The sequence below is a fragment of the Paenibacillus sp. FSL F4-0097 genome, assembly GCF_038593125.1.
Lineage (GTDB): Bacteria > Bacillota > Bacilli > Paenibacillales > Paenibacillaceae > Paenibacillus_AQ > Paenibacillus_AQ odorifer.
Genome location: NZ_CP151965.1, coordinates 3,570,158 through 3,593,793, shown reverse-complemented (window position 1 = coordinate 3,593,793; position 23,636 = coordinate 3,570,158). Strand labels below are relative to the sequence as shown.

Sequence of the window (23,636 nt, the reverse complement as noted above, 5' to 3'; positions counted from 1 at the left end):
TGGATTAATCAGCTTTATTTTTTCCCTTTTACATAATCCGCATCAAACAGGAAGAGTCTGAAGACCAGAATAAGGGATGGGATCAACAGGCATAGACCGCCGATAAACACAATAACTAATGCTAAGCCCATTGCCGGTGAAGTTGCACTGCTCTGAATCGTGATATACGGATCAAGAATATAAGGGTATTGCCCAATTCCATAAGCGAAAAAGGCACAGAAAAATTGCAACATGACGCATATAAAAGCTAATCCGTAACGGCGTCCGTTATATAATAGCCACATCGCGATCATGAAGAAAGCAACGGAAAGTGCCAGCAACCACCATAAATCCATCATATTTTGAAAATGCCGCTCATTGTGTTGACCCAAATAGATAAATGCTGTAAGTGCGAGGATTATCGTCGGTGTGCTCCAAAACAGGGCGTAGTTGCGCATCAGCTTCAACGCGGAATGATCCTCTGCCCGAGAAGCGTAAAATGTCAGAAATGAGCCGCTAATGAACAAAACGGACACAATTGCCAGTCCAACGATACTCCACGATAACGGATTGGTGAACAGCGCCCAGTAATCCAGAGAAACCGTCTCCCCCTGCTTCACGATAAAGCTGCCTTCAGACAAAGTTAGCGCCACTGACAACGATGCTGGAATAAGCAAACCTGTAGCTCCGTACAAAAAAAGATATACTATGTTTTTCTTGGAACCGTAATTTTCAAAAGCATAGAATGAACCGCGAATCGCAAGAAGAATCAATGCAATGCTTCCCGGAACAAGTAGCGCGGAGCCATAATAATAGGCTGTGTCCGGAAAAAAACCGACGATGCCAATGTAGAAAAAGATAAAAAATACATTTGTAATTTCCCAAACGGGTGATAAATAACGCGAAATCAGACGATTAATGAGATGATCCTGCTTCGTTAAACGGGCATAAAAGGCGAAGAAGCCCGCTCCGAAATCAATGGAAGCTATAATTAAATAGCCGTACAAAAACAGCCAGAGCACCGAGATGCCAATCAATTCGTAACTCATCATTCAGTGCCCCCCTTTTCCGTAGATTGATTAGGATGATCCTTCATCCATTTCTCCATCTCAGCTTCTGCCGGATTATTGTTGAACAAGCGTCTTAGCACGATTACACACATACTGCCGAGAACGATGTACAAGAGCAATAAGGCGAAGAATATAATTCTTACATTCGGTGAAGACGTGGCCGCCTCCTCAACACGCATATATCCACGGATAATCCACGGCTGTCGGCCAACCTCTGCATAAAACCAGCCCAGCTCAACAGCCAGAAAAGCGAGGGGGGCGCTCAGTGCGATGATGCGAAGCATCCACTTGTTAAGCTCATTACGCTTTTTCCAGAACACAAACAGAAAATATAGGAACGAAATCGCGAGCAGAGTAAATCCGATTCCGACCATTAAATCAAACAGATAATGAACGAGAAGTGGTGGCCATTCTTCCTTGGGGAATTCCTCGAGCCCCGTCACCTCTGCATTAAAGTCTCCAAAGGCCAGGAAGCTGAGCAGCTTCGGAAGATGAAGAGCCCCTAGAACTTCATGCTCTGCATTCAGCCATCCCAATAGAACCAAATCCACACTGCTACTCGTCTCAAAATGCCACTCTGCCGCTGCAAGCTTCTCTGGTTGATGCTCGGCCAAAAACTTGGCGGACACATCACCGGCTAACGTGTTCAGCAAACCGAATAGTAAAACGACCGCCATCATGAGATTTAAAGATTTTTTGTGGTATGCGGACACACCTTTTCTCAGCATCGCGAAGGCTGCAATCCCGGCTAACAAGGCAGCTCCTGTTAAATAGGCCGAGCTTAATACATGGAACACTTTGGAGAACGTCGCCGTATTCAGCATCGCTTGCACCGGGTTAATCGCTGTGAATTGGCCTGCTTCCATGACAAAGCCTTCAGGCTGGTTCATGAATCCGTTCACCGTCGTAATAAAAACGGCAGACATGCCTGCCCCGGCGACAATCGGTATCGTCAGCAGCCAATGGGTATATGGATTTTTGAACCGATCCCACGTATACAAATAAATGCCCAGGAAGATAGCCTCGAAAAAGAACGCGAACACCTCCATGAATAACGGAAGTGCAATGACATTCCCAGCCAGTTTCATAAAATTCGGCCATACCAGGGCCAGCTGTAGTGAAATCGCTGTACCGGTCACAACACCAACCGCCACAGAAATGACAAATCCTCGAGACCACCTCTTTGCCATAAGTGTATAATGGGGGTCTTTCTTCCGGATCCCGATGAACTCTGCTATAGCGATCATTAGCGGTATACCGACGCCAATCGTCGCAAAAATAACGTGGAATCCGAGAGTCAAGCCTGTCACTAGCCTGCTCCATAGCACCGTATCAATTGCCATTCTTTACTGCTCCCTTCAAAACTCTGTTCATTTTTCGTCTTAAGTTGATACTTATGATTAGGCCCGCTAACTGTAGGCTGCATTCAATATCAGGTTTAGCAAGGCTCAGCGACATCGTTTCCTGTTCGTTTTAGTATGACATTCCTCGTTCTTTGCTATGTAAAAAGAGAAATATTTCACAAAGCAAGAGTTGGCGAACCTGATTTACCTGTTACTGAGCAGTCAAATTAATAACGTGGCCTAATAATTAAAGTTATCTTATCTTAAATTTTAAGTATTTCAATCATCGACATCTCTTAATCCCTAAACGTTCAAGAAAGGGACAAATCTTTCTAACAACTCAGTGAATAACACAAAAAGCACCCGAAGGAGCTATTGATTGATTAGCGTATATGTGATGTCACAAGTTTCCTCCTACTTCGATGCTAACAAAAAAACGAAATTTTCTGATTTTAAGCCGTAATATACCCCCTTTTTGCAACAAAAAAACACTGACTTAAATCATCAGTGTTTTTGAATTCAAGCTAATGTCATCTTCGTCATGACAAATCTTGAACTGCCACTATCATTTAGTACGACCGTAGAAAAAAGAATACCCATCTGACTTCCCAAGCTTAGTTGTCTCCGTTCCGTCCACTAGCTTGACCGCTTTCAGCAACGATACAATTTGCGTATGCATTAGCTTTGCATCAAATTTGTCCATCTCTCTGTTGTCACTATCCACGAGCAGATAGTCGGGCATTGGAATGAATCCAATCACCGGTATCCCTGCTTCAAATAAGGGCTGACTCTCTCCAAACTCAAACTTGTTATGTCCACGCAATAATACAGTACGTGTGCTATCTGTCTTTTCAATAGCCTTCAGCCAAATGGCTGCCATCATTTCATTGCCTGCATACGTATATTCTGTACTTATTTGTCCAGTTGGACCATAATGACCCGTATCATCGTCCTTCCACTCCATGCTGCCTAAATGCTCAACCGTAATTCCAGCTACAGCTTTTAAATGACCATTCTTGCCATCCCACAGCTCTCGATGCCCCTCCATCCAGGTGGAAGTTGCCTGAGAGGACCCTTTGAACTCCGGTAATCTAAAATGTCCTGTCACAAAAGCGAAAATCATCGTACGTTCCGGCTGCTCCTGCTGTAAGTAACGAATCATAGACAGCATGCCCACAGCGCCATTCTCCTCCACTACATTTATCCCATCCGTATGGGTATTTACGATAATCGCTTCGTCTTTATTCTTACCGTCAATTTTCACATAAAAGGATTCTGTTGGGGCATCTTTTTGAATTTCCGCTTCTAAAATAACCGTACCTTCTTTATGCTCCTGAGCTGCGCTGATCACCTTTTTCCCTTCCGTTTCATTAACCCAGATTGCAGGGATTCCTGCATAATCGGTGGTAAAAGGCACATATTGCTCTTCAACCTTATCGTCAGATACCCCTTTCCAGACTAAAACAACAGCTTTTACGCCCATTTCCGTCGCTTGCTCCAATTTAGCTTCTTTTAAAGCTGTAGTGAGGACCAGATCGCCTTCATTTGGGGCAATTTGGTTGTCCATTGGAGATGAATCCCGCATATTCATAACGATCCCACTTGGAAAATTTCTAAAATTCTCAATTTCAATGACAGCAATTTTTCCACTGGCCTGGCCATATTCACCACGCTTCGTATACACCAGCTCCCCTGTCACACCTTTTTCGTCAGTTTCCCCGGAATAGGGAAAAGCTGAAGAGACATGAATTGCCTGCTGATCAATCATTAAAGCACTGTTCTTTTCTTCCCATCTGTCAAAAGTATAGCGATCACGATGTACTTGCAGCCCCATATCCGTTACCTGCTGCTCCAGCCAAGCAATAAACTGATTGTGACCCTCAGAGCCGGTTGTACGGCTTCCAAAAGAATTCATTACTTCAATATCTTTCAGCATCATTGCTGCAGAATCCAATTTACGTTCATCGATCGTCATAGCCGCATCAGCTGATAATGCCACAGGTGTTGTAATAGGTTTTGCATAGATTCCAATCCCCCAAAGTGCAGTAACGATAAGTGCAGTAATGCTGAATAACACTTTACGAACGGCTAGAAACGGAGTGACTCTTTTGCTCCCCGATTGCCCAAAGAGTCCTCTACATATGCCCGCTACGATCAGCAGCAGGATAGAAAGCGCAAGCAGCCAAAATTCTCTTGTTAGTAAGAATAGCCCTTCTGCCACCATCACACTAATAAAAACCACATGTACCTTCTCACGTTTCTTTAAGAGTAAAAAAGAAATGCCTAAATCTGCTAACAAAAAGATAATGGTCACGATCGAGATTACCATTTCTTTGCCAATGAATACCGTAGCACAGAGTGCTAGGATCAAAAGCAGCACCGCTGACAATCGTCTATATAAGATTTCTAACATGACGCCCTCCCATTTTAACTAACGATTATTTTGACATTACATTTGTAATGCCTTATGGTTTTAGCATATTGAAAAGACTCATGAAAAACAATGAAACGAACATCAGAATGTACAAACGGAGGGGAAATGTCATCTCAAATCATGAATTATACAGTCCAAATACCTCTCAGCATCGTTCCAATAAAGAAACTAACCGTTTGACAAGAGAAGCCATCTGCACGGCATTAGTCTTCTTGATCCAGGAACAGTCTTTTAGTAAAATCACCATCACCGATATTGTGAAACGCGCAGGGGTTTCTCGAACGGCCTATTACAACAACTATTCCTCCAAGCAAGAGATCCTGGTGGATTTGGTCGATTCGCTTATTTTCGAAATTAATCAAAAACTCTTACCTTACACCAATGAATTAACAGGCAAAGCTAAAGAACCTCAAAAATTTATCAAAGTGCTTTTTGAAGTTATTTTTCAGCAGCGGAACATCTACAAAGCACTTCAAAGTGCAAAATTTGATCATGTAATTCTGGATTGCTTGAATGAAATGATGCTTTCTACTGCTCATGACAAAAGCGACGAGAATGTGTACCGAATATACTTTAAAGCAGGGGCCCTCTATAATGTTCTCCTTAAATGGATACAATCAGACTTTGCAAAATCCATTGACGAAATGACCAAAATTTGTCTTGAGGTATACCATACTCCAATGTCCCAGGAATAAGGTTTAAAAATCGTGTTTATAAATGAAAAAACAAAGAAACCACGGAACCAAGTTCGGCTCCGCAGTTTAATTATCAACCCTACTATTGAATTTGAATTTGTTTCATGTACTCTTTGAATGCCTCAGCGATTTCTTTATATTTTGTATGATGCAGATAATGTGAACCTTCCATTGGGATCATTTTGCCCTGTGCGGATTGTTTGACTTGCTCCTCATGCAGCGGAATCCACTGTTTATTGTGCTCGTTATTCGATTGAACGAAGAGAAGCAACGGCAAGTCATTTGGCATTGTGATTTTTTCTCCATTTTTGAAATTGGAACCGAGGTGGCTCAGTTCATTCATCAACGTTGGATTGGTCGCGACTTGATTCGAAATCAAACGCATTTGTTCTTTGGTATGCTCATCGAATGCAAGCGATTCATACGGATCTCCGCTCACTTTTTGGACCAATCTCATTAGACCTGATTTTTGAAGAAATTGCATGGCTTTCAAAGGTAATTTGACATCCATTCCGGGTTGATTGGGAACGCTGCTATCGATGCCGACAAAAGCAAGAACTTCATCCGGATATGTGTTCACATAGGTCGCTCCGTATAGTCCCGCGATGGAATGTCCCATTAGAATGTAACGGTCTACACCCAGTTGCTGCAAAGCTTCGTGAACCTCACTTACTATATTCTCAGTCGTTCTTTCCTTCTCGGTTTCATCGCTCAAACCATAACCGAAAGGCTCGACCACCACGACTTTGTAATTAGGGGTAATCTCATCGATCAGCAATTTGAAATCAAGTGCAGGTGTCGGGGTTCCTTGTCCTGGTAGGAGTACAACCGTTTGTTCTCCGCTGCCTTGAATAAGCACATTCATCTTTTTCCCATCCACATTGACATACTGGCCATACGATTCGATTTTCTTTTTCTCTACCCCGTCGCTGATTGCATCAACGATAAAAACGATGCCCATGAACAACACTAGCGCCCCTACAATACCTCCGATTATTTTTAACCATAGGTTCCGTTTCTTGTGGCTCTTAGTCCCAGTTGTTTTTATTTCCACCTTATTTGCCACGTTGATCTCTTCCCTTCCTTGTCCCTGTATCTGAAGTGCCGCCTTGACGACATATTCAAAGTGTAATCAATCAAGATGTACTCTTCGTGACGACAATATGAACGGAATATGAACAAGCCAAAAAAGAGGTTTTAGATCAACATCAAATCGGAAATGAAATAATGTTCTTGTCCTTTACTCAAAAAGCAGCGCCTCTCATTTAGAGGATCGCTGCTTTTTATTGTTACTTCATTTAATTATGTGTAGGTTCTCACTATTATATTATTTTTCAGCACAAATCATGAACATCGGTGTTGACCGGTTTAAGACTTGCTGTTTCTCATCCAGTACTTTGGCGTTCAAATTCTCTTCAGCAAAAATAGTGGTGAATCCTTCTTCCTTGAGAGTCCGTATATCCCATTCGGGACGCCACTCTCTGGTCAGTGGCAATACAAGACTCAGACGGTCTGTCTCCTCTATGTCCTTATGATGCGGGAGCTCACCAAAGCCCTTATCTACATAGACTTTCTGATCCTCTACTCGCTTTTGCTGCATCTCTTCGTCCCAGAGATGGCGATTCCAGTTGGCATCAAAAACCAGTAGCCGTCCCCCAGGCTTAAGTACTCTTTTCCACTCTTTGTAAGCTGACTGCGGATCGGTAAGGCTCCAGGTAACATTGCGGCACACGATCAGATCGAAATTCTCCGCAGCAAAGTCAAGCTTGTGCGAATCCATCTTGCGGAAAGTAACGGTGACACCTTCCCGACTGGAGTGGGAACGTGCTTCTTCCAGCATATTGTCGGTACAATCGATCGCAGTAACCAGATGCCCGGCACTTGAGAGAATCACAGAGAAGAAGCCAGGCCCGCAGCCAATATCTAGAACCTGCAATCTTTCCTTCTGTGGTGCGTTAGCGAGGATAAGCTTCAGCCAGGCCTCCCGCTGGAATCCGTTCAGTTCCTTCTGAATGCCTTCGCTGTACAGCTCAGCTTCGCCTTCCCAATACATTTCCACCTCTTGTTGTATACCCATTTATCATTCACTCCTTCTTGGCAAGTATCATGAACCGGTTTACATTCTGGTAACCGTATTTCAAATAATCTAGCGGCATCGCACGGGCAGGGATAAAGTTTCGGTGAACATCTATGGTTCGGAACCCGGCCTGTTTCAGCGCTGTCTCGTCAGCTTCAGGCCGTAATACATTAACAAATGGCAACTCGCTTAGCAGGCTTTTATCTTGACTGCTTCGCTGGCGGATTCTTTGTTCTGTGAGCAGAATCAGCGTCCAGGACAAAGCATACCAAAGTTTACGGAATACAGTCTTGCTCTCTTTATATAAATAGTTGCCGTCAAAAATAATCAGAGTCCCGCCCGGTTTTAGAATCCGGTACCATTCAGCATAAGCCCTCTGTGGATCAGGCAGCGTCCATACTACATCCCTGCAGACCACTGCATCAAAGCTATTCTCTAGCTCCATATGCAAGTCGGCAGCATCAGCGACATAAGCTGGAACTTTGTATCCATAACTCTCAAAATTTCGTGAAGCTCTATCTATCATTCCCTGAGAGGCATCCACCGCTGTAGGCAGATGACCCATCTGTGATAAGAGTATGGAGAAAAAGCCAGGTCCTGTTCCCACATCCAGCACCTTTTGCTGGGGAGTTGTTCCCAACCCTTTAATAAGCAGTTGTTTCCAGAGGTTTATAGTTTTTTTACTGCGGAATTGAGTCTGTATGACTTTGTCATAACTCTCCGAGCTTGATGTCCAGTATTTCGAAATCTCTTTTAACATCATTTTTCTCCTATGTCGAGTAGATTCCAGAAGACCGGCATAAAGGTGGAGTACCCCGGTTTAAATCCAGTCACTCTATTATTTACTGCCAAGATATCGTCAGGGAAATAAATAGCTGCAAACATAGCCTCCTGATACAATTTGGAAAAAATGGAGTCATATGCGGTCTGACGTTCCTGAATATCGGTTGTTCCTACTGCTGTGTCAATTTGAGATTCTAGTGCAGGATCAGACCATACCACAGCAGATGCATCAGCTGTTTTATGAAATAAGGAGAGCAAGAATGCATGCGGATTATAGGCATCGTCATAAGTCCGGTACATAATTAGATCATAGGCTTTGCTTGTCCATAAGGCATCGTAATAGGCATTCGGTTCAAGAACCTGAAGATTCACTCTAATGCCAATCTCCTTTAACTCAGACTGAACCAGTTCACTGATGGACTTCCATTCGGGATACTCAGCCTGCTGCAGCACGAAATTAAGCTCAAGCTGCGCTCCGTCCTTCTGTACCATTCCATCTCCGTCCGAATCCGTGTAACCGGCAGTTGCTAGCAGCTGCTTCGCTTCCAGCGGATCGAAGCCGTACCAGGTATTATTGGATTCCGTCACATAAGGAACCGTCAACGGGAACAGACCTTGGGCTTCACTGCCGATACCGTCCATAAGATCATCGACAATGCTTTTTTTATTAATTGCCAAATTGATAGCTTTGCGCACATTCAGATCTTGAAGTGCGGGCGTTTTGTAGTTAAAGATCATGAAATGAGAGTTTGTTCCTTGTGCTTTTTGCAAGGTCAGCGAAGAATCCGCTTCAATCACTGGCACGCTTTCGACCGGAATCTTTCCCATTTGTCCCCCGGCAATGTCAACATCTCCCGCTTGCAGCGCTAGTACTCTGGACTGTGGATCAGGGATTACCTTTAAAATAATTTTCGACAGCTTCGGCATTTCTCCCCAATAATTCGGATTTCTGACGAGTACGGCTTCCTGATCTGTTTTGTAGCTCTCAGCCATCCATGCGCCAGTTCCAATCGCTTTGATGAATTTACCCGTAATATCTCCTGTGGGTTCCACAGCGGAAGGGCTGATAATTCGGACCGGTCTTGCAAAGGATAACTCGGTTAAGAAGGGATAATACGCTTTGTTGAATGTCATTGTAATCGTATGTTCGTCCACAACAACAAGGGATTGCATCGCAGTCGCCACATTTAACGAATTGGCTGGATCCTTAATCCAGCGTTCGAAGGAGAATTTAACCGCATCAGCATTAAACTCCGTACCGTCAGAGAATTTGACGTCATGGCGAAGATGGAACGTATATACTTTCCCATCTTCTGAAATATCCCAAGACTCCGCAAGCGACGGCAGTATTTCGCCTTTTTCACTATACTCCACTAATCCCTCATATATCATCGCGTGCACATTCATCGAACCATCATAGGCACCGGCATCCAATCGGTCTATACCGGCATCGGACGATATAGCAACAGTGACTGTCTTGTCCTGAGCTTCAGATCCTTGTGCAGCTTCATTATTGGCGGTATTATTGGCTCTAGCCGTAGAATTGCTGTTATTACTGTTACCGCAACCTGATATCACCATAACTACCACAAGAAGCATAAAGAATAACGATTTTGATAATAGGCTTTTTGTCTTAAGGTTCGTTCTCATTCTTGGTACATCCTTTCTCTACTTAACATCATAGGAATGGCTGGGTTGCCACTCTGTGCCCAGTCTCTTCTTCCTTAAGCGGGGGTCCTGCACGGGTACCGAAGAGAGTAATGTTCTTGTATAAGGGTGGTCTGCTTGCTGCAACATAGTTGCACCTGATTGCTTCTCTACTATTTCCCCTTGACACATCACTGCCACACTGTCGCAAAAACGATTTACAACTGACAAGTCATGTGTAATGAATACATAGGATAATCCCAGCTCATGCTTCAACTCCTGCAGCAGATCCATCATTTGCTTTCGCAGGGTGACATCGAGACTCGAGAAAGGTTCATCACAGATAATCAGCTCCGGCCGCAAGGTGATCGCTCGTGCAATTCCGACCCTTTGCTGCTGTCCACCGCTGAGTTCATGCGGATAGCGGTGAATATGCTGCCGTTCAAGTCCCACAAGCTCAAGTGTGTCTGCTACCGTAACCCTGCGGGCTCCAGCCTTCCTCTCTCCATAGTTTCGAAGAGGCTCCCCGATAATCTGCTCTACCGTAAACAACGGATTAAATGAAGCCAGACTGTTCTGAAACACCATCTGCATCTTCCTGCGGATCATGCGCATTTCGCTGAAGCTCCAGTCCGTATAATCCTCGTTCCGGTACATAACTCTTCCGGAGGATGGTTTCTCCAGTCCCAGAAGAAGTCTGGCCAAAGTGCTCTTACCACAGCCACTTTCCCCCACTAATCCAAGGGTTTCGCCGCTCTCCAGACTGAGAGACAGGTTGTTGACGGCATGAACACTTCTGGCATTACGTGTGAACCACCCCCTTTCCATCCCATATTTCTTGTTCAGGCTTACCGCTTCCAATAACTTCAAGATCACCACGTCCCTGAAAAATGTAATATTACCGTTGTTATCTGCACTCCATTAAGTATTGAGTATAGGGATGCACGGGATTAGAAAAGAGTTCAAACACATTGCCTGATTCCACGATCTTCCCGGACTTCATCACATATACATAATCTGCAAGCTCCGCAACAACGCCTAGATCATGGGTAATTAATAGGATGCCGACATTGTTCGTCCATCTGATTCGGTCCAGCTCTTTAAGAATCTGGGCTTGAATGGTTACATCCAATGCCGTTGTAGGCTCATCTGCAATTAATAATTTTGCACCGGATACCAGTGCGATGGCAATCATTACTCTTTGACACATACCACCGCTAATTTGAAAAGGATATTTATTGAAAAGTAATTCAGGATCGCTGAGCCCTGCTTGCTCCATCTGCTTCATGGCAAGTAATCTTGCTTCTTTTCCCGACACCCGCTTATGCAGTTTAATCGTCTCCGTGATCTGCCTGCCAATAGTAAGTACCGGATTCAGCGCGTTCATAGGATCTTGAAAGATTACGGCCATTTCTGTTCCCCGAAGCTTCCGTAACTGACGGCTGGAGCACTCACGAAGATTGTTACCCTTAAGCCAGATTTCTCCACTCTCAACTAAGCCTGGAGAATCTAATAATCCTAATATGGACATTGCCGTAACACTTTTACCGCTGCCGCTCTCGCCTACAAGTGCGACAATCTGCCGGGATTTCACCTCGATACTGACATCATCAACTGCCGTAACTTTATAACTGCCTGTGTGAAAGCAGGTGCGTAAATGACTGACCTTCAGCAGTGGAGACTCTGCCATCATGTTCTGGCCCCCCACTTCACTGCAGAATCGAAAACACGCTCTGGTTGTCGCAAGCCATCTCCCAACAGATTAAAGCCCAGAACCGCCAGCATGATCATCATTCCCGGAAATAGCATCAACCGTGGCTCCGTTTGAATATAGGCACGGCTGTCGTTCAGCATTACTCCCCATTCCGGTGTAGGCGGCTGAGCTCCCAAACCCAGAAAGGACAAACCCGCAATGGAGAGCATAATCGTACCCACTTCCATAGAAGCAAGAACCAGAATAGGCCGGGCTGCGTTCAGCAGAATATGCCTGAAAATAATTTGTAAATGAGAAGTGCCTGACGCTTTGGCCGCTGTAATATATTCACTTTCCTTGATTTGAAGGACCATGCTGCGTATCACTCTGGCATACCCCGTCCACCAGACAGCAGCAAATGCGATTAGCAGATTCTTCATACTGGGACCTAGCATGGCTGTAATCGCAAGGGATAGGATTAAGCTGGGAAAGGCAAGCAATATATCTATGATCCGCATAATCAAATGATCGATCTTGCCGCCAGCGTAACCAGCCAGTAAACCAACAGGGATGCTAATCGCAAAAACAACGATCAACACCATAAACGAATAATTCAGGGTGGTTCGGGTCCCATAGATTAATCGGGATAAGACACAGCGTCCCAGATGATCCGTACCAAGCGGGTATTGCCAGGAAGGCATAGCCAGTTTGTGTTCCATGTGAATCTGCAGCGGATCGGAAGGTGAAAGCCATGGGGCAAAGACTCCAACGCATATGAACAAAAGTACTATGCCCGCTCCTAACCTTGATCCCTTATTCTTAAATAAGCTAATACGAAATATGACAATCCGCTCCTTCTAAATCGTCACCGCAGCCTGATTCGCGGATCCAGCAGCAGATGTAATAAATCCACTGTCAAGTTAATCAGGACAACGACAACAGCCATCCATAATACGTAACCCTGAATGACAATATAGTCTTTCGCAAAAATCGCCTCAATGGCATACTTACCGATTCCCGGCCAAGAAAATATAGTTTCAACAATAACGGAACCGCCCAATAGCCCCGCTATGTTAACTCCAAGGAGGGTAAGACTCGGAAGAAGCGCATTACGAAGTGCATGCCGAATGATTATTCTCCATTCCTGCAGCCCCTTAGCTCTAGCTGCTGTGATGTACCGCTTGCCCAAAACGTCTAGAAGACTGGAACGAATCAAGCGGATGTAGACTCCTGCCATTCCAAATCCTAGTGTGAGGGCAGGTAGAATGACACTGGATACCCCATCCATTCCCATCACAGGAAATAGCTTAAACTTCACCGCACCATAATAAATTAGGAGCAGACTTAGCCAGTATCCCGGCATTGAAACACTGAGCAGTGCACATACTCTTCCCAGTCGATCAAGCAATTTACCCGGATTTAGTGCAGATCCCACTCCTATAGGCAAGGCAATAAGAATAGCGGACAATACGGAACAGGCACTGAGCAGTATAGTTGCCGGAAAGCGACTCATTAGCTCTGTGAATACTGGACGACCGCTGCTGTAAGATAGGCCTAAATCGAGATGGGACACCCGGTTCAACCAATGAAAATATTGCTTATGTACAGGACCATCCAGACCAAGTGCAAGTCTGGTCACCTCAACAGCTTCCTGCGTGGGTTTAATGCCGTCAGCACGCAGCATGATCTCCACTGGATCACCTGGCGTTAAGTGCATCAGCGCAAAGGTAATGCAAGAGATACCGAGCAGCACGGGGATGAGCTGCAATAAGCGTTGCAACAAGTATCGATTGATGGCATTCAACTCCAAGATCTTAATCGTAATAATTACGATTATAGCATAATCTTTTTAAATTAATAGTCTTAATTTGATTTATTTCATGTAGGACATAAAAAAATCAACCCATATTAAATGAGTTGATCTTTAAACATTTGGCCTCTGCACAGTCGCAACTTTTTTTTGCAATAATATTGTCAAATCCTTAATAATCATGTCATTATAAGTAGGTTCATATTAAAAATAACAATAAAGGAAGTGTGTATTTGAATCGGTTCAATTTAGTCCTCATCTATGTTTTATCCATCATGATAGCTTTTCTTTTAGGAATTTACGTGGCCCCTAGCGTTGAAACACGCTTGAATGGGCAGAATGTGGCAAGTAATCCCGTTATCGAAGAAATACCACCTAGTACCGCAGATAAAGCTGCTATTGCTGCTGAATCCAACACTACTGGGTCCAATTCTATTGAATCAGATCCTACTGAATCTTCACCTTCCCCGGAAGCCGTTGTCTTGGAAGATATGCCTTCGGACGATGATACCGGACCCGCCGGTGATGAAGCTGAAGATCTGCCAGCAGCAGATACCCCATCCGGGCAAGGGATTGGTGCGCCATTAGAATTCAAGTATAGTACGAACTCTGCCGATGCTGTTAAGCTGACCTGGGAAGCTGACAACTTAACCGGTAAAAGGATCAATTATTACACAGCCCACATCAGCACGTTTAATCCAGTAGGCGATCCTTCCAATGATCAGCTGAACGGCAAGAGCAGCTTTTCGCTTAAATATGTGGGGCCGGTTGAGCCCAATGATACTTTATTTATTTTCAGTGATTTTACATATCAGAATACAATACATACGATTATTATTGACCAGCTCACACTTCAATATGATGATGGTACTATCGAGACCTTCGACTATGGTTACGAAACTACCGATGATAGCGGCCTATAATCCATATGATTTGCAGCCCTGGTGCGAACCAGGGCTTTTTGCGAGGCACAATGAACTAATGGTAATGTAAAAAACGAAGAGCGGCCTGGAATCCGGCGCTCTTCGTTTTTTACTGTTATTGTTACTGCCATTCAGTTTAGCGGATGACCGTTACCTTGATCGTATCACTGGCAGTTACTCCCGCCGCGTTGACCAGCTCCGCCCGATATTCGTACACACCGGCAGAGCGTCCGCTGATGGTGGTTGCTGCACTTTGCGCCGAAGGTGTATGGGCATTCAGCGGCTGTGAGTCGATGAGCTCCCCGTTTTCATACAGTCGGTACTCTGTAGCGTTAGTTCCCCACCAAAGATTCATCGACACCTTATAGGTGCCATCTCCGTCCCAGTTATCTTCGGACAGAATCGGCTTGCCCGGCGCAGAGTCACTTATGGTGACCGTAAGCGAATCGATCTTGGTCGTGCCATATTTGTTGGTTAACTCCGCAGTGTATACATAAGTGCCGTTCACCTTGCCATGAAGCTCTGTGCTTGCCGTCTGGGCAGCCGGCGATACATCCTTCAGTGTCTTAGAATCAATCAGTGTGCCGTTCTCATAGAGTTTGTAGCTCGTGCCGTTATTACCCCACCATAGGTTCATGGTGACCGTATAGTTACCATCACTAAGTCCATTAGCATAGCTGCTGTTGGAGGAAAGATCAGCCTGTCCTGGCTTACCAGTCGCAATCACCTGGCCGCCAATAACCTGGAAAGTATAGCTCTTTTCAGTCGTATTGCTGGCCGCATCCTGCACGGTGTATTTCACGGTGTGGGAGCCGGCGCCTAAATCGGCGGCGCTCAGGGTCTGGCCCTCGGCAATCGTTTTCCCATCTAATAGAAGCTGTTTCGAGGTGACACCTGACAATATATCGTCAGCAGTCAATTCAAAGTAAAGCTGCGCTCCTTCTTCTACATCTCTCACCTCATGGCCGGATTCCTTCAGTTCGGCAACCGGTGGAGCCGTATCAATATTGAGGTTCAACGTCTTGGGATCTTCCGATTTGCCTTTTCCCGGCACAGCATGGTATGTCAATGTATGCCGCCCGTCTTCCTTCAGGTCCACAGGTGTACTGTACTCAGCTTCATTGTTGCCGTTAAGCGAGTAATAAACATTAGCTGTATCTGTATTCGCCTTCAGGGTAACGGTGACCGGCTGGTTAAACCAGCCGGAAGCATTAGGCTCGGCAGACAGCGTCGCCGTTGTCACCGGAGCCCCCTCTTCTTCTGCTGCGGCGAAGTCATCGAGGCTTCTCGGCTTGAGCTGGTAGATGCCTTTAAAAATTGCGGCAACACCTGTGATATTAAGTTTTTGTCCCTCAGTATAAGGGAAGATATCCTTAGTAATGCCTGTCCGGGCATCCACGCGCACATGATTGCTTGTCCCGTCGGCGTTGACTGCGTCGAATTCAAAGGAGCCGCTTGGCGTAGCGTTGATAATGTTCGCCACTGTCACACCGTTCAGTTGAACCAATTGGCCTTGGTTGGCATCATTCACCATGTTCGCCGCAATCGGCTGCGGCAGTGCCGCCGTGCCCGTCTTCGCAATTTGTACTGCTTCGGTCAGCTCCAGCTCTGTGTTGTACAGTGCGGTGGACGCTGTTACCTTGACCTTATCGCCCACGTGGAAGCCGCTCTGACTCTGGAAGACATAAACCCCACCGGTTCCATCTTGGAGATAGAAGGACTGTCCGCCAAAGATACCCGGCTCGGTCGTCACGGTCCCCTCCACCGTTACCAGTGATCCGGCTGCCTTAGCCCGGGAATTGCCGATAGAGATTGTAGCCGGAATGGGATCTTCCTCAGCCGGAAGCGGTTCAGCAGGAACATTGCCCAGCGTCACCGATTCAGTCTTGAGGTTTGTACTGTTCTGACGGAGGCGCAGATTGGATGCAGCTGTGGTGCCCGGCTTGATCTGGATCGTCAGGTCCTTGTAGGCATGACCGTTCAGATCAGCCGTCAGATTGAATGAGGAGCTATAGCCGTAGCTGCTTGGCCAGGTGCCGTCGCTGTTCTGAATCTTGGCGATTTGGGCGCCGCTGCTTACCTGGTAGACACCTACCTGGAAGCCGGAAACGCTTGTGCCTGCTGGAAGATTATCTGCACTCACCCGAATCTGAAAATTCTGTGCATTTGGCAGCACAGCCTGGTGCGTGAAGTTATAAACCGCACTTGCAGTGGCTGCTGGTCCGCCGTAGGAGCCTGCTTTGAAGGTGCTGCGATCATACCATTTGTAGCCAGCATTTGGTTGAGCCCAAGGCTCCGGTTGCGGCTCAGTGGACAGCGCTGGCTCCTCGAATGGCAGCAGTGCTGTCGGCTGATCTAGCATCAGGCCATTCACCTGGGTGAAATCCGTATAGCTCTCCTGCTCAGCGAGCCAGTTGACGGTGTTAACCAGCAGTGTGGCATCGTCCACTTCCTTGAAGCCATCGTAAGTTGTTTTCTTGGCGCCGGTATCTTCGCGCAGGTATTTCGGTGTTGCATCTTCTACAGGAGATGAGTCACCGATGAAGGCTGCCTTGCCGGCGCCTTTTTTCGCAACTGCCACATAAGGACCTTCTGCCACACCGCCGCCGTTATAGACCCCCTGGTCTACGGCATTGGCCCAGGCAGCATTGGTTTGCGGCAGGTAGACGATACCTTTCGCACGGGCTGGGTCTAGAATGGCCAGCGTGGAACCGGCATGCATAGCTACCGCCGATACGCCCGTTGTAATGCCGAAGGCTTGATCGGGAGCCACGATGTTGGTTGCGTTAATGTCGCCAAGCGCATTGTAGCGGAAACGGACACCGAACTCGTCCGCCAGCCAGTCAGAGCTAACCACACCCTGCATGGCTGAAGAAGCGACCTCATCGGCATTCATGCCTTTGGCTGGATTGTCCCACGCTCCACGGCGGTAGCCGTTGAAAGCTTCAGAACCATCCCAGCGGTTTTTGTTGCGGTCGGCATTATAATGGTCGCCGATGAAGAAAATACTGCCGCCATCCTCCACATATTCCGCCATCGCAAGCTGCTCGCTTGCTTTGTAGGGCACGTTGGATTCGGCGACGATGTAGACATCATAATCGGAAAGATCACTCAAAGTAATTGGAGTCGTCTTGCGGAGTTCTTTGACATAATAGCCTTCCTGGGCAAGGGCATTCCCAAAGTCTGAAAAAGCGCCGTCAATCACCCAATCGGCTGCTCCCGCAGTCTGCTCATGGGTATTGTCAAACAGGATCTTCTGGCCTGCATGCTCATTGACCACTTTGGCCTCAATGTACGGTGCAGGATCGTTTGGTCCTTCTGCGAATACCGCCGAACCGGCTCCGAACGTGAACAGCTGAAGTGGTACGGCCACCGCCACAGCTAGAGTGCTGTTCATCAGCCTCTTTTTCCAAACTGAATTCTTCTCCTTCATACCCTTCCTCCTCAAGAAATAGTCCGGTGAGTAATTACCATAAATACTTCCTGCTTGACATCTACTATCCTATCTCAAAACAATTAAAAAAAAGATAGATTTATGTAAACTGCTGTAAAAATTATACTTTTGGCCTATAAAACGGGTCGAATATAGAAAGGGTATTATGAAAAAAGTCACAGTTGCTGAGGCTCATGATGAAGGATTGGGCTATCGGGATATTAGTACAAAAAAAAGCGAAACGGATAAATGCTCCGTTTCGCTCTCTCCTAAGTTACTGATAACCAAGTAACAAATTCACAATCGTATCAAGCTGAAGCTCTAATGAAAAAGGGTCCTCCATTACGAATTCATCATGATAATTATCGCCATACAAATAAACTTTGCCATTTTTCACTGCAGGGATGCCTTTCCATATGTTACTTTCCATTGCTTTATTGGTTGCATCCGCATCGCCATTATATACAAAAACATAATCACCTAAGTATTCTGGAAGCACTTCAAGTGAAATGGATTCAAACCCCTCCGCCATATTTTTGGCACTTTCTGTTGGAGGTAGCTTCAGCATATTGTATATAGTGGAAGAACCATAATTTCCTCCCTTTGCCGCTAAGACGTACACGGCCTTTTGTGAAAACTGAACAATCGAAACGGTTTCCCCTTCCTTGATAACCCCGGCAAGTTTCGACTTTGCTTCAGCTACTTTCAGTTCATATTCCGTAATCCATTCTTCTGCTTCTTTTTCTTTTCCGAATATTTTGCTTACACTCCTAAATTTATCAAGCGGCCCTGCTGTTTTTAACCCCTCCCAATAAGGCAGAAAAACAGTGGTCCCAATTTTCTCATATTGTTCTATGTTCTCATCGATCGAACCGATAATTAAGTCCGGATCTAGCATCGTTAATTTTTCCAAATTTAAAGGAAAATCCCCTAAATCCTCAATTTTCTCGATCGTTTCTTTGGGTATGTCCGCTTTTTCCATCCACCCTTCATCCAGCATAAACGTTCTTGCTCCGATGGGTATAATTCCTAATTTCAATAAATGCCCCATATATTGGTCAGCCGCCACTCTTTTCGGCTCTGCTGGTAGTTCCACATCTCCCTTAGGCGTTGATACTATTCGAGTGTTCGTACTTTCTTCTGATGTTGCTTGATTTACGGTTCCATTCCCATTACTTTGTTCCTTCGTAGCAGTACCCGTCCCGCTTGAGCAAGCACCTAATAATAGAGAACTGCAAAGCAGTAAAGCTGCCGTCGTCTGAGATTTTGTCATTTTAAACATAGGTAATTCCCCTTTTTCCCTATTATGATAATGATTATCATTATTAATATACTGTTGAACGATGGGTTCAAAAATAGAGGATGTGGGGAAGTTTAATGGACTTTCAGCAACTTTAGGCCGCTGAAACTCTCTTGTTCTAAAATGTGCAGGGGATACACCTTTTCTTTTCTTGAAAATTCGGCTGAAATAATATACGTCTTTATAACCAACACTTGCTGATATTTCCCCGACCGAAGCATCTGTTGTCATTAAAAGCTCCGTTGCAAGTTCAAGCCGAAACCGAATTAAGTAATCAATCGGACTCATACCTGTGTGCTCTTTAAACAAGGATGACAAATGATAAGCACTGAAATTAAATACTTCCGCAAGCGAATCTAATGTAATTGGCTCCGCATAGTACTCCTGGATATAGGTGATTACCTGGACTGCAACACTTGTTTGTTTCACTTCAGTCTCTTTTCTATGTAATTCTTTTAAAACCTGATGAATGAATTGATAAAAAAGTGATTTTACATTGAGTCTCTCTTCTTGCTCGTTCCATTTTTGATACATCAATTGCATTTTGTTATAAAGTAAAATGGGTGCATCTGGGGAAAAACAATATTGTGTTTGGAACAGATCCTCCTCTTGCATCCATGCACGGTAATAAATGATATAGTAAACAAAATTCTTGCTTGTCGGAACAATATTAAGGGTCGCTCCTTTCCCGCTATGCAGGACTTGAAATCCTGTAAAAGAAAATTCAGACTGATCTAATTGAACTTGAGCGCTCCCTTGTACCGAAAGTAAAAATATACTGGCAGGAATCTTATATTTATGAAGAATTTCGCCCCGAACCCTTTCAATACGGCGCACATCCAATAACTTGACCGTCGCTTGGTCCCAAAGCAATATTTGATTGCTTTTGTGCATAATGACTACCCCTCCGTTATCTGTCTAATACTCATCATAAATGATAACCATTATCAATAACAGTCAAGATATTTAACTTAATAACAAAAATCCGATTGCCCTAAAAGGTGCAATCGGATTTTGTAATATAATTTTATTGTTCAGACGCCAATTGCAGAAAATGATCTGCAGCCAAACGGACAGCCAGGATACTTGCGCTATTGAGTGAGTTATCAAAGATAAGTACATGATTGTTTTTCACTGCTTCCAGTGAGTTCCACACGTTCGAAGTTTCCTTGTCCTTGATGGCTGCCTTTGCGATATCCATATCATGCTGGATAATAATATAATCTGGATTCATGCTGTATATTCCCTCCAGAGAAAGTGCCCCTCCCTCTTCAGGATATCCCTTTGGTGGCAACAACCCAAAGCCTACAGTTTGATTGTAGTACATCGTGTTTTTAGAGCCTTGAGCATTAAAATTGGCTTTTCCGTCGACCCGTAGTAAAGCAAATGTTTTATTCTCAAGACTACTTAACTGTTCTTTTGTTTTTGCAATCATTTCTTGGGTTTCCTTAATGGCTTGTTCCGCTAATGTCTCTTTACCAACAATCTGAGCACACAGCATGGCCGTTTTTTCCCAGGTATCGGTGTAGTCAATTAAGATGACTGGTGCAATCTTATTCAACTCTTCATAATTGCTATCAACAGAACCCTTGAAGGTTACAATCACATCTGGCTTTGCATCCATGATCATTTCCAGGTTCGCATTGCTGCTGCCCAAATCAATAATTTCAGCAGTTCCAGCATAAGGCTGTAAAGTAGCAAAATCCTTCATCGCTTCCGCTGCATTGGTTGATGCGATTGGAGGAGTATCTAGAGCAAAAAAGTAATCTAAATACAAGGGATGCAAAACCGCTATACGCTCAGGACGTGTCTTAAGCACCACTCCATTGTCGCTGGCATCCGCAATTGTTCTAGGCCATCCCGCTTCATCGATCTTGCCGGCTTCCGGTGTAGGCGTGACTGAAGTTTCGGAACATCCAGCCAGTAATCCTGCAAGTATAATTAAGGATGCAATCCATCCATATAGTCTTTTCATTTGGCTCCCCCTTGAGTTGTTATCATTACTGTCTGTATAAATGCTTCATTAAATCACGGTTTTTCTGCGTGAACAGGTCATTATGTGAAGACACCATCCCGGACGAATTTGCCTCCGGTGTGATGTATTGTTTGGCTTGGTTTACCGCATTGGCAGCATCCTGGAATGCCCCCGCGATCAGGTGCAGTTTCCCATCATGGTGTAGAACATCACCTGCCGCATAAATACCCGGCACGGATGTCCCGCTCGTTACTGATCCTGAAATCTGATGTTCCCACAGATCCATTTTAATTTCACTGTTCACCAGCAGTTCTTTGTCGCGCTCATAACCGTGATTAATGATGACCTCATCGACAGACAGCTCAAATGCCTCTCCGTTGTCATTACTTTTCAGCAGTACAGTCCCTATTCTTTCGTGATCCGGTGTGGCAATCAACTTTTCGATTGAAGTATTTAACAAGCACTCTACGCCATTGTTTGCCAAGCGTGAAATATCGGCTTCATGCCCCTTTAAGTTCTCTTTCCGGTACGTCAGAAACACCTTTTTGGCAATCGGAGCCAGTTCATTCGCCCAGTCAACAGCAGAATGGCCGCCTCCCGATATTAGGATAGTCTTCTCTTTAAATCGGGCAAGTGACTTCACCGTATAATGCAAATTTGTGATTTCGAATCTTTCGGCACCCTCGATTTCGAGCTTGACCGGCTTCAGAATGCCTCCTCCAATGGCCAATATCACAGTTTTAGTGAAATGCTTCCGGTTTGCGGCGGTGTGTAAAATAAAGTAACCTGCTTCATCTTGCGAGATGGATGTGACCTTTTCATTAAAGGCAACCTCCGGTTGGAAAGTCATCCCTTGAGCAACCATTTGTTCAATAAGTTGTGAGCCAAGAATAGGCTGTAAGCCTCCTACGTCCCAGATCATCTTTTCCGGATAGACATGCACCTTGCCGCCAAGTACAGGTTGGAATTCTATAATTTTGGTTTTCATTTCACGGAGTCCGCTATAAAATGCAGCAAATAATCCAGCCGGACCGCCGCCAATAATCGTAACATCAAACAATTCCACTTCATGCATCGTTCAATCGCCTCATTTCTCTTTTTTAAATCCCTAAATGCTCACGGAAAGTGCTTCCAGTATATTCACTCCGGAATAAACCTCTTTCAACCAGCTCCGGTACCAACTTCTCAAAAAACAACTCCATAGATTGTTCCGAGCCGCCTGGCAAGGCGATGAAGCCATCCATAGCCTCCGCATCAAACCGTTCAATAATATCGTTCAGCACATCCTCTACTGTCCCGACAGATACCCAATGTGCAGATCCGACAACCTCCGGCCTGTCCAAGATTTCTTTCACTGTAGGCTGGTTTTTGATAATATACCGCCGTAACAATTCGGCATGAGTCCGGCTGCGGACGGCCTGACTGGAATCGGGTAATATATCGTCAGTTACTCGCTTATCTAAGGGATAACCGCTTAAATCAAGACCCATCACCGATTTGAGCGAAGCATGTCTGCGTTCAAGGCTTAAATTCGCATGTGCAGCCTTATGTAATTTAAGTGCTTCTTCGCGCGTATCGGCCAGGAAAAAATATAAGCCCGGCAAAACTTTGATAGCATCCGGATCACGGCCCTGCTCAGCCGCTCTTCTTCTCAGATCATTCCTTAGTTCCACTCCCGATTCGATATCCGGCATTGCCGCAAAAATAGCATCAGCTACAGATGAGGCGAAATTCCGTCCAATGTCTGAAGCACCAGCTTGAAATAGCGGCGGTGTTCCTGATTTGTGAGCAGGCAAAGTAAGCGGCCCTTTTACACTGAAAAATTCCCCGGAATGATTAATGGCAGTCACTTTATCCTTATCCGAAAACATACCTGACTGACGGTCGATAACAATCGCTTCATTCGGAAAACTCTCCCAAAGCTTGCGTACAACATCCGTGAATTCCATAGCCTTGGCATATCTTTCTTCCGGTGACGGCATAGGTGAATCGCTGAAATTATTGGCACCTTCAATCGAAGTGACAATATTCCAGCCGGCGCGTCCATTGCTCAGCCAGTGTAAGGACTGCAATTGCCTTGCAACAACATACGGCGGATTAAAAGTAGTGGAAATCGTCGTTACCAGTCCGATCCGCTCGGTTTCACGAGCTATCGCTGCAAAAAACAATGCAGGGTCGGGGCTGCCGAAATTTGAGGAGTCTCCTAACATCTGCGGGCTAACATACAGATAATCAGCCCTGAAAAGAAAATCGAGCTTTGAATTCTCAGCCATTTTTGCCAAATTAATATAGTAATCAATAGACTCCATCTTCTCTACTCCGCTATCCGGGTGTCGCCAGCCGTCTCCTTTCATCCAGGTTGCATTTAAGGACAGGCCAATACATAATTGTCTTGGTCTTTTTTCTGTCATATCTACCAGCCTTTCATTTATAAATCAATTTACTGATAATGATTCTCAGTTACAAAGGTGAGT

18 protein-coding genes are annotated in these 23,636 nt (G+C 45.1%); 2 read left to right on the top strand and 16 right to left on the bottom strand.

Annotation, left to right across the window (positions count from 1 at the left end; all coding sequences use genetic code 11):
• Positions 1-14: 14 nt before the first annotated feature.
• The 3 genes from MHH86_RS16085 to MHH86_RS16075 form a co-directional block, all read right to left on the bottom strand.
• Positions 15-1,031: a cytochrome d ubiquinol oxidase subunit II gene (locus tag MHH86_RS16085; RefSeq protein WP_036677093.1), complete on the bottom strand. Its 1,017-nt coding sequence runs from the start codon at positions 1,029-1,031 to the stop codon at positions 15-17.
• On the bottom strand, positions 1,028-2,392 hold the full coding sequence (locus MHH86_RS16080) for a cytochrome ubiquinol oxidase subunit I (RefSeq protein WP_076099136.1): 1,365 nt from the start codon (positions 2,390-2,392) through the stop codon (positions 1,028-1,030). The genes MHH86_RS16085 and MHH86_RS16080 overlap by 4 nt, the downstream gene beginning before the upstream one ends.
• Positions 2,393-2,957: 565 nt before the next feature.
• A complete protein-coding gene (locus MHH86_RS16075) occupies positions 2,958-4,805 on the bottom strand; it encodes a hypothetical protein (protein ID WP_076143655.1) in 1,848 nt (615 codons plus the stop codon).
• Positions 4,806-4,885: 80 nt separating this feature from the next.
• Here MHH86_RS16075 and MHH86_RS16070 point away from each other — a divergent pair, with 80 nt between their 5' ends.
• Positions 4,886-5,521 carry a TetR/AcrR family transcriptional regulator gene (locus MHH86_RS16070; RefSeq protein ID WP_200870205.1) on the top strand — a complete coding sequence of 212 codons (636 nt, stop codon included), beginning with the start codon at positions 4,886-4,888 and terminating at the stop codon, positions 5,519-5,521.
• 82 nt (positions 5,522-5,603) lie between these two features.
• Here MHH86_RS16070 and MHH86_RS16065 read toward each other — a convergent pair whose 3' ends face one another.
• The 8 genes from MHH86_RS16065 to nikB form a co-directional block, all read right to left on the bottom strand.
• Positions 5,604-6,587 (bottom strand): alpha/beta hydrolase, encoded by a 984-nt coding sequence (locus tag MHH86_RS16065; protein ID WP_038571303.1) that lies wholly within the window; start codon positions 6,585-6,587, stop codon positions 5,604-5,606.
• A gap of 261 nt (positions 6,588-6,848) precedes the next feature.
• Positions 6,849-7,598, bottom strand: a complete 750-nt coding sequence (locus MHH86_RS16060; RefSeq protein WP_038571300.1) for a class I SAM-dependent methyltransferase — start codon at positions 7,596-7,598, stop codon at positions 6,849-6,851.
• A 7-nt stretch (positions 7,599-7,605) separates the two neighbouring features.
• Positions 7,606-8,358, bottom strand: a complete 753-nt coding sequence (locus MHH86_RS16055) for a class I SAM-dependent methyltransferase (protein ID WP_038571297.1) — start codon at positions 8,356-8,358, stop codon at positions 7,606-7,608.
• Positions 8,358-10,031 carry a nickel ABC transporter substrate-binding protein gene (locus MHH86_RS16050; RefSeq protein WP_038571294.1) on the bottom strand — a complete coding sequence of 558 codons (1,674 nt, stop codon included), beginning with the start codon at positions 10,029-10,031 and terminating at the stop codon, positions 8,358-8,360. Before MHH86_RS16050 ends, MHH86_RS16055 begins: the two co-directional genes overlap by 1 nt.
• Before the next feature lie 18 nt (positions 10,032-10,049).
• Positions 10,050-10,898, bottom strand: coding sequence for an ATP-binding cassette domain-containing protein (locus MHH86_RS16045; RefSeq protein WP_051490951.1), 849 nt, complete (start codon positions 10,896-10,898; stop codon positions 10,050-10,052).
• Between the two features lie 37 nt (positions 10,899-10,935).
• The gene (locus tag MHH86_RS16040; protein ID WP_051490952.1) at positions 10,936-11,721 is read right to left on the bottom strand and encodes an ABC transporter ATP-binding protein; all 786 of its coding nucleotides are present in this window, start codon (positions 11,719-11,721) and stop codon (positions 10,936-10,938) included.
• Complete coding sequence (gene nikC / locus MHH86_RS16035) at positions 11,718-12,554, bottom strand: nickel transporter permease (RefSeq protein ID WP_143763136.1); 837 nt, start codon at positions 12,552-12,554, stop codon at positions 11,718-11,720. The genes MHH86_RS16040 and nikC overlap by 4 nt, the downstream gene beginning before the upstream one ends.
• 32 nt (positions 12,555-12,586) lie before the next feature.
• Positions 12,587-13,531, bottom strand: a complete 945-nt coding sequence (gene nikB / locus MHH86_RS16030) for a nickel ABC transporter permease (RefSeq protein ID WP_342479356.1) — start codon at positions 13,529-13,531, stop codon at positions 12,587-12,589.
• Positions 13,532-13,833: 302 nt separating this feature from the next.
• On the opposite strand from nikB, the gene MHH86_RS16025 reads away from it, so the two are divergent.
• Positions 13,834-14,454, top strand: coding sequence for a hypothetical protein (locus tag MHH86_RS16025; protein WP_342479355.1), 621 nt, complete (start codon positions 13,834-13,836; stop codon positions 14,452-14,454).
• Between the two features lie 136 nt (positions 14,455-14,590).
• Here MHH86_RS16025 and MHH86_RS16020 read toward each other — a convergent pair whose 3' ends face one another.
• From MHH86_RS16020 to MHH86_RS16000, 5 genes are all read right to left on the bottom strand, one after another.
• Complete coding sequence (locus tag MHH86_RS16020) at positions 14,591-17,887, bottom strand: chitinase N-terminal domain-containing protein (protein WP_342479354.1); 3,297 nt, start codon at positions 17,885-17,887, stop codon at positions 14,591-14,593.
• A 274-nt stretch (positions 17,888-18,161) separates the two neighbouring features.
• On the bottom strand, positions 18,162-20,081 hold the full coding sequence (locus tag MHH86_RS16015) for an AraC family transcriptional regulator (protein WP_342479353.1): 1,920 nt from the start codon (positions 20,079-20,081) through the stop codon (positions 18,162-18,164).
• A gap of 133 nt (positions 20,082-20,214) precedes the next feature.
• A complete protein-coding gene (locus MHH86_RS16010; protein WP_076213785.1) occupies positions 20,215-21,162 on the bottom strand; it encodes an ABC transporter substrate-binding protein in 948 nt (315 codons plus the stop codon).
• Between the two features lie 25 nt (positions 21,163-21,187).
• Positions 21,188-22,237 carry an NAD(P)/FAD-dependent oxidoreductase gene (locus MHH86_RS16005; protein WP_076223667.1) on the bottom strand — a complete coding sequence of 350 codons (1,050 nt, stop codon included), beginning with the start codon at positions 22,235-22,237 and terminating at the stop codon, positions 21,188-21,190.
• Between the two features lie 25 nt (positions 22,238-22,262).
• Positions 22,263-23,573 carry an NtaA/DmoA family FMN-dependent monooxygenase gene (locus MHH86_RS16000; protein ID WP_076223664.1) on the bottom strand — a complete coding sequence of 437 codons (1,311 nt, stop codon included), beginning with the start codon at positions 23,571-23,573 and terminating at the stop codon, positions 22,263-22,265.
• Between the last annotated feature and the right edge of the window lie 63 nt (positions 23,574-23,636).

What these genes read in the sequence shown, in the direction of transcription:
- MHH86_RS16085 (WP_036677093.1), bottom strand. Translation starts at nt 1,031, where the DNA reads ATGATGAGTTACGAATTGATTGGCATCTCGGTGCTCTGGCTGTTTTTG.
- MHH86_RS16080 (WP_076099136.1), bottom strand. Translation starts at nt 2,392, where the DNA reads ATGGCAATTGATACGGTGCTATGGAGCAGGCTAGTGACAGGCTTGACT.
- MHH86_RS16075 (WP_076143655.1), bottom strand. Translation starts at nt 4,805, where the DNA reads ATGTTAGAAATCTTATATAGACGATTGTCAGCGGTGCTGCTTTTGATC.
- MHH86_RS16070 (WP_200870205.1), top strand. Translation starts at nt 4,886, where the DNA reads ATGAAAAACAATGAAACGAACATCAGAATGTACAAACGGAGGGGAAAT.
- MHH86_RS16060 (WP_038571300.1), bottom strand. Translation starts at nt 7,598, where the DNA reads ATGGGTATACAACAAGAGGTGGAAATGTATTGGGAAGGCGAAGCTGAG.
- MHH86_RS16055 (WP_038571297.1), bottom strand. Translation starts at nt 8,358, where the DNA reads ATGTTAAAAGAGATTTCGAAATACTGGACATCAAGCTCGGAGAGTTAT.
- MHH86_RS16050 (WP_038571294.1), bottom strand. Translation starts at nt 10,031, where the DNA reads ATGAGAACGAACCTTAAGACAAAAAGCCTATTATCAAAATCGTTATTC.
- MHH86_RS16040 (WP_051490952.1), bottom strand. Translation starts at nt 11,721, where the DNA reads ATGATGGCAGAGTCTCCACTGCTGAAGGTCAGTCATTTACGCACCTGC.
- MHH86_RS16020 (WP_342479354.1), bottom strand. Translation starts at nt 17,887, where the DNA reads ATGAAGGAGAAGAATTCAGTTTGGAAAAAGAGGCTGATGAACAGCACT.
- MHH86_RS16015 (WP_342479353.1), bottom strand. Translation starts at nt 20,081, where the DNA reads ATGCACAAAAGCAATCAAATATTGCTTTGGGACCAAGCGACGGTCAAG.
- MHH86_RS16010 (WP_076213785.1), bottom strand. Translation starts at nt 21,162, where the DNA reads ATGAAAAGACTATATGGATGGATTGCATCCTTAATTATACTTGCAGGA.
- MHH86_RS16005 (WP_076223667.1), bottom strand. Translation starts at nt 22,237, where the DNA reads ATGCATGAAGTGGAATTGTTTGATGTTACGATTATTGGCGGCGGTCCG.
- MHH86_RS16000 (WP_076223664.1), bottom strand. Translation starts at nt 23,573, where the DNA reads ATGACAGAAAAAAGACCAAGACAATTATGTATTGGCCTGTCCTTAAAT.